The sequence below is a fragment of the Limnobacter sp. SAORIC-690 genome, assembly GCF_002954425.1.
GTDB lineage: Bacteria > Pseudomonadota > Gammaproteobacteria > Burkholderiales > Burkholderiaceae_B > Limnobacter > Limnobacter profundi.
Genome location: NZ_MQVZ01000001.1, coordinates 2,398,765 through 2,410,616 on the forward strand (window position 1 = coordinate 2,398,765; position 11,852 = coordinate 2,410,616).

Below are 11,852 nucleotides of genomic sequence, written 5' to 3' on the forward strand. Positions count from 1 at the left end.
AAAGGCTGCGCTTATATGCTACGTTCTACCGCTTCAATCGTGTTTTGCAACAGCATGGTGATGGTCATGGGGCCTACACCACCGGGCACTGGCGTAATCCAGCCGGCCACTTCTTTGGCCGAATCAAGATCAACATCGCCGCACAGCTTGCCATCGGGCAGGCGGTTAATGCCCACATCAATGACCACTGCACCGGGTTTGATCATGTCGCCGGTAATCATATTGGGGCGACCCACCGCAACTACAAGTACATCTGCGCGTTGGCAATGGGACTTCAGATCTTTAGTTTTGCTGTTGCACAAGGTTACTGTAGCGCCTTGCTGCAGCAACAACATCGCCTGTGGCTTACCCACAATGTTGCTGGCACCAATTACAACTGCCTCTGCGCCTCGCAATTCGATGCCTGTCAACTCAAGCATTTTCATGACACCGTAGGGCGTGCAGGGGCGAAACAGTGGTTTGCCGGTCATCAACAAACCAGCATTGCTGATGTGAAAGCCATCGACGTCTTTCTCTGCACTGATGGATTCAATGACCAGGTGGGAGTCCAGGTGTTTTGGCAAGGGCAATTGCACCAAAATGCCGTGAATGGTGGGGTCATCATTCAGTTGTTCAACCAAACCGACCAGTGCGTCCTGGCTGGTGTTCTCGGGCATGCGGTGCATCACCGATTTAAAGCCGGCTTTTTCACAGGCTGACACCTTGTTGCGCACGTAAACCTGCGATGCCGGGTCTTCGCCCACGAGCACCACCGCCAAGCCGGGCTGGTGGCCCAGGGCTGTCAATTCAGCAGCACGTTTGGCAATTGTTTCTCGAATGGAGGCGGCCAGTTCGGTTCCGCTGATGATTTGTGCAGACATGATTAAATGAGTTCGAAAATTTGAAATGGTTCAATTGAACAAGGCCCAGCAGCAGGTTTCTGGCGGGCCTTGTTGGTGGTGTTCAGGGTTGTGCCAGTTCCGGTGATTTGCGCAAGGCGATTTTCAGCAAATCAGCCACGGTGGTCACTTGCAGCTTGTCCATGATGTTGGCGCGGTGCGCTTCCACAGTTTTAATGCTGATGTTCAGGTCGTCTGCAATTTGCTTGTTCAGGCGACCCGACACGATTCTCTCCAGTACCTGCAATTCACGTGTGGTCAGTTTCGAGTAAAGTTTGTTGATTTGTTCATCAAGCTTGGCGGTTTGGGCAAGCTCGTGGGCCAGGCGCATGTGCTGGTGAATCAGGTCTTTGATCTTGCCTTCATCAAACGGTTTTTCCAGAAAATCAACCGCACCGTTTTTCATGGTTTCCACTGCCAGTGTTACATCGCCATGGCCGGTGATGAAAACGATGGGAATGGGAATGCCGCGTTCATTCAGTGTTTTTTGCACTTCAAGGCCTGAAAGCTTGGGCATGCGAATGTCCAGCAGCAACACACAGGGCTGTGGCCACACCAATTGCTCAAGAAACAACTCGGGGTCTGCATAGGTTTTCACCTGATAGCCCTCGGTTTCGATAAGCCATTGGAGCGAGTCGCGTACCGCCTCGTCGTCGTCCACGATGAACACGGTTTCTTGCATTTCGGTGGGGCGTGGCTGAGTGTGGAGCATTGGCTTTATTCCATAACAGGTGGATTGATGTGCGCAAGCACCGAGTCTTCGGCCAGTGGCAGCGTGAACTTGAAAACACTGCCCTGACCTTGCGCGGGTTCTACCCACAATTGGCCTTGATGATACTCAATAATAGTACGACAGATGTTCAAGCCCATGCCCATTCCATCGGATTTGGTGGTGAAAAACGATTCAAACAGCCGTTGGCGAATTTCTTCGGGCACCCCTACGCCGTGATCTCGAACCTCAACCAAGGCAAACTGGGCCGACTGACCCACCTGAATCTCGATTAACTTTTGCTCCGGTGGCAGATGGCCCATGGCCTCCAGGCCGTTCTTGATCAGGTTCATCAATACTTGCTCGATCAGCACCGGGTCAGCCACTACGGACATCAGTGCATCGGGCAGGTTCATCTCAATCCGGGCCGATTGGTGTTTGGCCTCCAGGCGGGAAAAGCTGATGGCATCCTCAATAATTTTACCGATAGGGCAGGGTCCGCGTTTGGGTTCCTGTTGTTTCACGAATTCCCGAATTCGGCGAATCACATCACCAGCACGCTGGGCCTGTACATTTACCTTTTCAAGCACGGGCAGCAGGTCCTCGGGGCTGACCTTGCCCGCTTTCAGCCGGGTCACGCTGCCCATGTTGTAATTTGAAATGGCGGCCAGCGGCTGGTTGATTTCATGGGCCAGCGAAGAGGCCAGTTCGCCAAGGGTGATCAAACGAGACGTAAATTGCAGTTTTTCCTGTTGCTGACGCGACATGTCTTCCGCTTCCTTGCGTGAGGAAATATCGGTGGCCACCTGCATTACCACGGTTGCACCATCTACCCATGAAATGGATCGTCGCCGAACTTCGTACCAGCGCTGCGACACTGGATTAAGCCACTCGAATGGCTCATACAGATTGACCCGGTTGCGGCGGTTTTTTGACATGCGCGGCGGCGTGGCCTTGCCAAACCACTCCCTGTGTAGCCTGTTCACGAAAATATATTCATCGGGTCCGGCTTCCGGGCCCTGAACGCACACAGCTGCATCAAGTTCTTCAAGAATACGAACAAAGCGCCGGTGGGCAGCGGCCAGTTCGTCACGAATTCGGCGTGGCTCGGTGATGTCGGTCATCGAGGTCATCCAGCCGCTTTGCTGCCCATCGCTGTCAACCAGTGGCGACACATACATGCGTGCGTCAAACACGCTGCCGTCGCGTCTGCGCACTTGCACCTCGATGCCTTTTTGTGGCGCATTGCCTGACAGAATCAAATCCAGGTTGGTCTGCTGTTCTTCGTAGGACCTGTCAGGCCAATATGGAAATGGAGGAGCCATGCCCACCAGCTCCGATTCCTTGTAGCCGGTCATCCTGCAAAAGGCCGGGTTCACATAGGTGATACGGCCTTGCATGTCGATGGCCCGCATGCCGGTAACCACCGAGTTTTCCATGGCCCGTCGAAACTTGGTTTCCGCCAGCAATCGTTTCTCAGCCTGGCTGCGAAGTTTCGCATGCCGAAACAGCAGGATAAAACTCCATACAATTACGAGTGAAAGCCCAAACACCGCCCAGGCCAGCATGTTGGAAAACAACTCGGTGTTGGTTTTGTATAGCACAGCTCGCAGTTTCAGCCCATGGCCAGGCGGGTCTAGCGGAACCTCATGGCTCAACTTTGCATTGTCGATTGACCTGCTCACGTTGGAGGCAACAGGATTGCCGCCACCGTCTACGATGCTGACCAAATAAAGCTGCACGAATGAGTTAGGTACCGCATCGTTCAGCAACGCACCCAAAGGAATGGTCGCCGCCACCGTGCCAATGAAATCTCCCCGGCTGAAAATAGGGCTGTGAACTTCAATGAACACCTTGCCGGAAGGATCCAGAAATGGCCTTGAGAACACAGGCAATCTGGTTTCCCTGGCCGTGTTGAATGCCCAATAACTTTCGGCATCTTCAATGGTTTGGTAAAGGGGGTGGAGTACTTCGGATGAGCGCAAACTGGGCAATGCCAAGTTGGTCACCCGTCTTTCCTCGTCAATGATCAGCACGCTGCTGACCTCTTGAAACTCATTTAACAGCGCCTGGGCGGAGAAACGAAAACCTTCAACATCACTGCTGTTTTGCTCAAACCCTCGAGCGATCTGGTTCAGTCGTTCCTGTGAGGCCAATAAACGGGTACGAATGGTTTGACGGGCCAGTTCCACATCACGAATGACGCGCAGTTGCGTTTGATTCTGATCCTCGGAATGCAGAGTGTAGAAAAAGGCGCCCATGGCGAGCAAAAACAGGATGATGCCCACCAGCGGGGTGGCCCAAACCAAAGGGCTTGTACGGGGTTGATCGCTGAGGCGCACGGTCGAATAGGTCTCGAATCCTGATAATGACTGAAGTGTACAAAACAAGCGGGCAAGTGGGTGGACTGGATTCAGGTGGATTCGGGAAAATCCTTAGATATTCCACAATATGAAAACTCAAATCATAATTTGAAACTTTATGAATTAGGTGTGATACTCTAATATCAACAGGAAATACAGCCACAAGCTCGTACTTCTGCAAAAGAACCCAGAGACCCAAGGAGGAAGCAATGTCAGCGCAACTCAATTTCCCCGGATCGGACGATCCCGATTTCCAAGAAACCCAAGAATGGCTAGATGCCTTGGAGGCCGTGCTTGAACGTGAAGGCCCCGAGCGTGCGCATTACTTGCTTGAACAACTGATTGCCAAAGCGCGCCTGAGTGGCGCGTTTATTCCGTTTTCGGCCAACACCGAATATGTGAACACCATCCCTGTGCACCTTGAAACCCGCTGCCCGGGCAATATGGAATACGAAGAACGTCTTCGCTCCTGGATGCGCTGGAATGCCATGGCCATGGTGGTGCGCGCCAACAAGAAAAGCCCGCCCGATGGCGGTGACCTGGGTGGTCACATTGCGTCATTCGCGTCTCTTGCCACCATGCTGGGTGTGGGTTTCAACCACTTCTGGCATGCTGAAGATGAAAACCACGGTGGCGACCTGTTGTACCTTCAGGGTCATGTATCACCTGGTATTTACGCACGCGCTTTCCTTGAGGGGCGTTTGACTGAAGACCAATTGAATAACTTCCGTCAGGAAGTGGATGGCAAAGGCCTTTCCAGTTACCCGCACCCCAAGTTGATGCCTGATTTCTGGCAGTTCCCGACAGTGTCCATGGGCCTTGGCCCCTTGATGGGTATTTATCAGGCCCGTTTCCTGAAGTACCTGCATGCCCGCGGCATTTGCGACACGTCCAAGCGCAAAGTCTGGGTGTTCTGTGGCGACGGTGAAATGGACGAACCCGAATCACTGGGTGCGATCGGCATGGCCGCGCGTGAAAAGCTGGACAACCTGGTGTTCGTGGTGAACTGTAACCTTCAGCGCCTGGATGGCCCGGTACGCGGCAACGGCAAGATTATTCAGGAACTGGAAGGTGAGTTCCGCGGTTCAGGCTGGAACGTGTTGAAGGTGATCTGGGGCGGCTACTGGGACGAATTGTTGGCCCGCGACAAAGACGGCCTGATGCGCAAAGTGATGCTGGAAATGGTCGATGGTGAATACCAGAACTGCAAGGCCAACGATGGTGCTTACGTGCGCAAGAACTTCTTTGGCAAGCACCCCAAGTTGCTGGAAATGGTTGCCCGCATGACTGACGAAGACATCTGGCGCTTGAACCGTGGTGGCCACGACCCGCACAAAGTACATGCCGCATACGATGCCGCCATGAAACACGAGGGGCAGCCGACCGTAATCTTGGCGAAAACCGTAAAAGGTTTTGGTATGGGCAAAGTGGGTCAGGGCAAGAACACCACCCACCAGCAGAAGAAACTGGATATTCAGTCGATCAAGGAATTCCGCGATCGTTTCAATATTCCAGTGTCCGACGACATTATTGAAGATGTGCCTTTCTACAAGCCCGCCGACGACGCGCCGGAAATCAAATACCTGCATGAGCGTCGTCAAGCCTTGGGTGGTTACTTGCCCAAGCGCCGCCGGGAGGCTGATGAAAAGCTGAAAGTGCCTGGCCTGGATGCATTCGAAGCTGTGCTGGAACCCACCAAGGAAGGCCGTGAAATTTCAACCACACAAGCATTTGTGCGTGTGTTGACCGCATTGGTGCGTGACAAGGAAATCGGCCAGCGCATTGTGCCGATTGTTCCTGATGAAGCCCGCACATTTGGTATGGAAGGCATGTTCCGCCAGTTGGGTATTTATTCTTCACAGGGCCAGTTGTACGAGCCTGTCGACAAAGACCAGGTGATGTACTACCGCGAAGACAAGGCTGGCCAAATTCTGGAAGAGGGCATTAACGAAGCAGGCGCATTCAGTTCCTGGATTGCAGCGGCCACATCGTATTCCACGAACAACCGCGTGATGATTCCTTTCTACATTTACTACTCCATGTTTGGCTTCCAGCGTGTGGGCGATTTGGCCTGGGCAGCGGGCGATATGCAGGCGCGTGGTTTCTTGCTGGGTGGCACTGCCGGCCGCACGACACTGAACGGCGAGGGTTTGCAGCACGAAGATGGTCACAGCCACATTTTGTCTTCGACCATTCCAAACTGTGTCAGCTATGACCCCACCTTTGCCCATGAGCTGGCCGTGATCATTCAGCACGGCTTGAAGCGCATGGTTGAAGACCAGGAAAACGTGTTCTATTACCTCACCGTGATGAACGAGAACTACGCACAGCCTGGCCTGAAAAAGGGTACCGAAGAGGGCATTCTGAAAGGCATGTATGTTTGCCGCGAGTCTACCCTGAAGAAGGCTGGCAAGAAGCGTGTTCAACTGCTGGGCTCGGGCACCATTTTGCGTGAATCGCTGGAAGCGGCAGAATTGCTTGAAAAAGACTGGGGTGTTGCTGCTGATGTTTGGTCAGTCACCAGCTTCACTGAGCTGCGCCGTGAAGGTCTGGATGTAGAACGTGAAAACATGCTGCATCCCGAGCAGAAGTCCAAGCAAAGTTATGTTGAAAAAATGTTGGCCAAAACTGAAGGACCGATTGTGGCCTCAACCGACTACATGAAGTTGTTTGCAGACCAGATTCGCCCATTCATGCCCAAGGGCCGTGAGTACAAAGTTCTGGGCACCGATGGTTTTGGTCGTTCCGATTTCCGCTCCAAGTTGCGTGAGCATTTTGAGGTGAACCGTCATTTCGTCACCGTTGCAGCACTGAAGGCCTTGGCCGATCAGGGTGACATCCCACTGAGCACCGTGGGTGAAGCAATCAAGAAATACGGCATCAACCCCAACAAGCCCAACCCAGCCTACGCATAAAAAGGACGATAGTCATGACAATCGAAATCAAAGTACCCGACATCGGCGATTTTGACGGGGTGGAAATTATTGAAGTGCTGGTCAAGGCAGGCGACACCGTGGCGGCGGAGCAATCCATCATCACCGTTGAATCTGACAAAGCCAGTATGGAAATTCCATGCCCCCAAGCCGGCGTGGTGAAAGAAATGAAAGTAAAAATTGGTGACAAGGTGAAAGAGGGTACCTTGATGCTGATTCTGGAACCAGCTTCAGGCGGGGCAGCCACTTCGACGCTGAAGGCAGAAGAAGCACCCAAAGCCGAAGAACCCAAGAATGAAGCACCCAAGCCGGCTGCAGTTGCACCTGTGGTCAGTTCTGCACCTGCGCCGGTGATGGCTTCGGCACCAGCCACTTCTGAGCCACACAGCCCAACCGCAACCTCAGTGAACGCGCCGCACGCAAGTCCGTCAGTTCGGAAATTTGCACGGGAATTGGGTGTGAACTTGACCGCTGTGCAAGGCACCGGTCCGAAAGGGCGAATCACGCCCGACGATGTCCGTAACTTCGTGAAGGCGGCTGTTGCCGGAGTGGGTTCTGCCTCCGCTGGCGCAGCAAAAGGCGGCAGTGGTGTGGGCCTCGATTTGTTGCCCTGGCCAAAAGTGGATTTCACCAAGTTCGGTGAAATTGAAGAGCAGGAACTTTCACGCATCAAGAAGTTGTCTGGTCCGAACCTGCACCGCAACTGGGTCATGATTCCGCACGTGACGCAGTTTGATGAGGCTGACATCACTGATCTGGAGCAATTCCGCAAAGACACCAATGCTGCACTGGCCAAGCAAGGCGTTAAGCTGACCATGTTGGCTTTCGTGATGAAGGCTTGTGTTGCAGTTCTGAAAAAGTACCCGGCCTTCAATGCGTCGCTGAGTGAAGCTGGCGACAAATTGATTGTGAAGAAATACTGGAATATTGGTTTTGCTGCCGACACGCCAAACGGTTTGGTGGTACCGGTTATCAAGGGTGTGGATCAAAAAGGCTTTGCACAGATTGCCAATGAGCTCGGTGAATTGTCTGCCCAAGCCCGCGACGGCAAGCTGAAAGGCGCTGATATGCAGGGTGCCACATTCACTATTTCTTCATTGGGTGGTGTGGGTGGAACCATGTTCACGCCGATTATTAATGCGCCTGAGGTGGCTATTTTGGGCTTGTCCAAATCGGCCATGAAACCGGTCTGGAATGGCAAGGAATTTGAGCCCCGCCTGATGTTGCCTCTTAGCCTGAGTTACGACCACCGCGTAATTGATGGCGCCATGGCTGCCCGGTTCACCACAGAGCTTGCCGGCGTCTTGGCCGACATGCGCAAAGTGCTGTTGTAAGGGGATGAACATATGAAACTGATCGTTCCTGATATCGGTGATTTTGATTCCGTAGAAATTATTGAAGTGTTGGTCAAAGTGGGCGACAAAGTGAGCAAGGAGCAGTCTTTGATCACGGTGGAGTCCGACAAGGCCAGCATGGAAATTCCCGCATCCGATGATGGCGTTGTGACCAAGCTTTTGGTGAAGGTTGGCGACAAGGTCTCGAAGGGCAGCGAGATTTGTGAAATCAGTGGTGCCGGTGCGGCTGCAGCAGCTCCGGCTGCTGAGTCAAAACCAGCAGTTGCGGCGGCGCCCCAACCGGCTGCTGCACCCGTACCAAGCGCACCAGTTGCAACTGCAGGCCCAGCCAGCAGTTACAGTGGTCAGATTGACCACACTTGCGATGTGCTGGTGTTGGGTGCGGGCCCCGGTGGTTATTCCGCAGCCTTCCGAAGTGCCGACCTTGGCATGAATACCATTCTGGTTGAAAGGTATAGCACCCTGGGGGGGGTGTGTTTGAACGTGGGTTGTATTCCTTCCAAAGCACTCTTGCACACCGCGCAAGTGCTGGAGGAGGCACAGCACATGGGCGAGCACGGCATTGCATTTGCCAGGCCTGAAATTGATCTTGATAAATTACGCGCACACAAAGCCAGCGTGGTTGGCAAGCTCACTGGTGGTTTGGCTGGCATGGCCAAAGGCCGCAAGGTCAAAACCGTACAAGGCGTGGGCAGCTTTCTAAGTGCCAATCACCTTGAGGTGGCATTGGCCGATGGCAGCAAGCAAGTGATTCAGTTCAACAAGGCAATTATTGCCGCAGGTTCACAACCGGTGCATTTGCCTTTTATTCCTGAAGACCCTCGCATTGTGGATTCGACTGGTGCGCTTGAATTGCCCTTTGTTCCCAAGCGCATGCTGATCATTGGCGGAGGCATCATTGGTCTTGAAATGGCCACGGTGTACTCGGCCTTGGGTGCCCGTTTGGATGTGGTTGAAATGCTGGATGGCTTGATGCAAGGGGCCGATCGCGATTTGGTGAAAGTCTGGCAAAAGCGCAATGCGCCACGGTTTGACAACATTATGTTGAAAACCAAAACCGTGGGCGTAGAGGCCACGAAAAAGGGCATTCTGGTGACATTCGAAGGCGAACAGGCCCCGAAAGAGCCCCAGCTTTATGACATGGTGTTGGTTTCGGTGGGCCGTACACCCAACGGCAAGAAAATTGGCGCCGAGAAAGCGGGTGTTGCGGTCACCGAACGCGGCTTCATCCCAGTGGACAAGCAAATGCGGACCAACGTGTCCAATATTTTCGCGATCGGCGATGTGGTGGGGCAACCCATGTTGGCGCACAAGGCTGTGCATGAAGCCCATGTTGCTGCCGAGGCCGCTGCGGATGAAAAAGCGTTTTTCGATGCACGGGTTATTCCAAGTGTGGCCTACACGCACCCCGAGGTGGCTTGGGTTGGTCTTACTGAGGACCAAGCCAAAGACCAGGGCATTAAAGTGGGCAAGGCAGTATTCCCATGGGCGGCCTCTGGCCGTGCAATCGCCAACAACGCCGACGATGGCTTCACCAAACTGTTGTTTGATGAAGAAACCAAGCGTGTAGTGGGCGGCGGCATTGTGGGCATGAATGCCGGTGATTTGATCGGTGAAGTGTGCCTTGCCGTTGAAATGGGTGCCGACGCTGTTGACATTGGTAAAACCATTCACCCACACCCCACCCTGTGTGAAAGCGTGGGCATGGCTGCTGAAGTTTACAAAGGCGTGTGTACCGATTTGCCCGCCCAGAAAAAGAAGTAATTATTACGACTTTGCCGTAAAGCCCGGAAAAACCAACTGCTTGCAGTTGGTTTTTTCCATTTGCGAGTCACTTCTACCTTTAAAATACGGGTTAGATCTAGCCTCAATCAATACCACTCAGGAATATCAAACCCCTCATGGATGCTTTAACCCTAAAAAAAATGGTGGCCAAGGCCGCGCTTGAATATGTCCAGCCGGGCACCGTGCTCGGCGTGGGTACTGGTTCAACGGTGGATTGTTTTATTGATGCTTTGGCTGAGTCAGGTATTCAACTCAAAGGCGCAGTGTCTTCTTCGGTACGGTCTGAGAAAAAGCTGCGTGAAATTGGAGTGCCAATTGTTGACATGAACGATGTGGAAAGCCTGTCAGTCTACGTGGATGGCGCCGATGAGGTAGACCCAGCCAATTGTTTGATCAAAGGTGGTGGTGGTGCCAACACCCGCGAAAAAATTGTGGCTGATATTTCAGACAAGTTTGTGTGTATCGCTGACCAATCAAAACTGGTGCAAGTGTTGGGGGCTTTTCCTCTGCCGGTTGAAGTGTTGCCCATGGCACGCAATGCAATCGCACGAAAGCTAACCGCACTGGGTGGGCAGGTGAAGCTGCGCGAGGGTTTTGTCACGGACAACGGCAATGTGATTCTGGACGTGGCTGGTTTGAAAATTACCGACCCGGTTGCCATGGAAAAAGAGATTAACCATTGGCCAGGCGTTGTTACAAATGGGCTTTTTGCGATTCGAAATGCTGATGTAGTGTTAATCGCAACAGCAGATGGTATAAAAACCCTTTAATCCTCCTTACAGGCAGGACTAAGACCTGAATAATTGTGCAGAACATGGCAGAATAAAGTGAATATGTGGCATGGTTTGACAAATTCTTGTCATGTGCATGTGCCACATTGCATTGTTACAACAATTATCCGGGTAAGGAAGACAAATGACTGAACACACCTCCAAACAGTACGACGCCGAACTGGAGTCGCTGCGCACTCGCGTTCTACAGATGGGCGGCCTGGTGGAGAATCAGATCGTGTCAGCCATCGAAGGTTTGGGCGCGGCCGATACCCAAATTTTCAAGGACGTCATTCGTCGTGAGAAAGAAGTCAACGACATCGAGCTTGAAATCGACGAACTGTGCAATCACATCCTGGCCCGTCGCCAGCCTGCTGCGGTTGATCTGCGCTCGGTAATTGTGGCGATCAAAATGATTCGCGACCTGGAGCGAATCGGTGACGAAGCTGAAAAAGTGGCTCGTATGGGCATGATGATCGCAGATGCGGGCAAGCATTTTGTGCCCAAAGTCGATTTGCATCGCATTGCCAGCAACGCCATCGCCATGCTGCGCAAGGTTTTGGATTCTTATGCACGCGTTAACGCGGTTTCTGCGGCAGAAGTGGTCAAGGCCGATATCGAGGTGGATGATGAATTCAAGGCGATTTTGCGCCAGCTGATCACCTTCATGATGGAAGACCCACGTACCATTTCCCGCTCCATCGAAATTTTGTTCATCGCCAAAGCAATTGAGCGCATTGGTGATCACTCCAAGAACATGTCTGAACACGTGGTTTATATGGTAAAAGGCCGTGACGTTCGCCATCAGGGACCAGAAGTTGTGGCTCAGGAAGCTTCAGACAATTAATTGAGAGTTAATTGGCAAACGGCTTGAACTTGAGAAAGCAAGTGGCCCGCTTCACCAAATGTGTAGCGGGCTTTTTGTTGGGCAGCCGTTTTGCTTAAGGCTGATGTTTTCCCAAGAAAATCCACGCGACTGTAATTTTTGCAATGGTGCAGGTGCACAAGGCTGCGATCGTGTAGAAAAACACACAGGCCATGGTATTGAATTGCTCCGGT

Annotated in this window: 8 protein-coding genes; 5 read left to right on the forward strand and 3 right to left on the reverse strand. The window is 52.8% G+C overall.

Translation table 11 applies throughout. The features are described from left to right. Positions 1-11: 11 nt before the first annotated feature. The 3 genes from folD to BSZ31_RS11450 form a co-directional block, all read right to left on the reverse strand. Positions 12-860 (reverse strand): bifunctional methylenetetrahydrofolate dehydrogenase/methenyltetrahydrofolate cyclohydrolase FolD, encoded by an 849-nt coding sequence (gene folD, locus BSZ31_RS11440; RefSeq protein ID WP_105028862.1) that lies wholly within the window; start codon positions 858-860, stop codon positions 12-14. A gap of 82 nt (positions 861-942) precedes the next feature. Continuing rightward, entirely contained in the window at positions 943-1,590 is a 648-nt protein-coding gene (locus BSZ31_RS11445; protein WP_168426952.1) for a response regulator transcription factor, read from the reverse strand. Between the two features lie 5 nt (positions 1,591-1,595). Continuing rightward, positions 1,596-3,929, reverse strand: coding sequence for a PAS domain-containing sensor histidine kinase (locus BSZ31_RS11450; RefSeq protein WP_105028863.1), 2,334 nt, complete (start codon positions 3,927-3,929; stop codon positions 1,596-1,598). Between the two features lie 230 nt (positions 3,930-4,159). Between BSZ31_RS11450 and aceE the strand changes: the two genes are divergently transcribed. The 5 genes from aceE (at position 4,160) to phoU (ending at position 11,640) form a co-directional block, all read left to right on the forward strand. Continuing rightward, on the forward strand, positions 4,160-6,865 hold the full coding sequence (aceE, locus tag BSZ31_RS11455; protein WP_105028864.1) for a pyruvate dehydrogenase (acetyl-transferring), homodimeric type: 2,706 nt from the start codon (positions 4,160-4,162) through the stop codon (positions 6,863-6,865). Between the two features lie 14 nt (positions 6,866-6,879). Further along, on the forward strand, positions 6,880-8,217 hold the full coding sequence (aceF, locus tag BSZ31_RS11460; RefSeq protein ID WP_105028865.1) for a dihydrolipoyllysine-residue acetyltransferase: 1,338 nt from the start codon (positions 6,880-6,882) through the stop codon (positions 8,215-8,217). Positions 8,218-8,229: 12 nt separating this feature from the next. Next, entirely contained in the window at positions 8,230-10,002 is a 1,773-nt protein-coding gene (gene lpdA / locus BSZ31_RS11465; protein ID WP_105028866.1) for a dihydrolipoyl dehydrogenase, read from the forward strand. Positions 10,003-10,139: 137 nt separating this feature from the next. Beyond that, positions 10,140-10,793, forward strand: a complete 654-nt coding sequence (gene rpiA, locus BSZ31_RS11470) for a ribose-5-phosphate isomerase RpiA (RefSeq protein ID WP_105028867.1) — start codon at positions 10,140-10,142, stop codon at positions 10,791-10,793. Positions 10,794-10,938: 145 nt separating this feature from the next. Continuing rightward, positions 10,939-11,640, forward strand: a complete 702-nt coding sequence (gene phoU / locus BSZ31_RS11475) for a phosphate signaling complex protein PhoU (protein ID WP_105028868.1) — start codon at positions 10,939-10,941, stop codon at positions 11,638-11,640. Positions 11,641-11,852: the final 212 nt, after the last annotated feature.

Coding starts and splice junctions, on each gene's coding strand:
- folD (WP_105028862.1), bottom strand. CDS start 860: ATGTCTGCACAAATCATCAGCGGAACCGAACTGGCCGCCTCCATTCGA.
- BSZ31_RS11445 (WP_168426952.1), bottom strand. CDS start 1,590: ATGCTCCACACTCAGCCACGCCCCACCGAAATGCAAGAAACCGTGTTC.
- aceE (WP_105028864.1), top strand. CDS start 4,160: ATGTCAGCGCAACTCAATTTCCCCGGATCGGACGATCCCGATTTCCAA.
- aceF (WP_105028865.1), top strand. CDS start 6,880: ATGACAATCGAAATCAAAGTACCCGACATCGGCGATTTTGACGGGGTG.
- lpdA (WP_105028866.1), top strand. CDS start 8,230: ATGAAACTGATCGTTCCTGATATCGGTGATTTTGATTCCGTAGAAATT.
- rpiA (WP_105028867.1), top strand. CDS start 10,140: ATGGATGCTTTAACCCTAAAAAAAATGGTGGCCAAGGCCGCGCTTGAA.
- phoU (WP_105028868.1), top strand. CDS start 10,939: ATGACTGAACACACCTCCAAACAGTACGACGCCGAACTGGAGTCGCTG.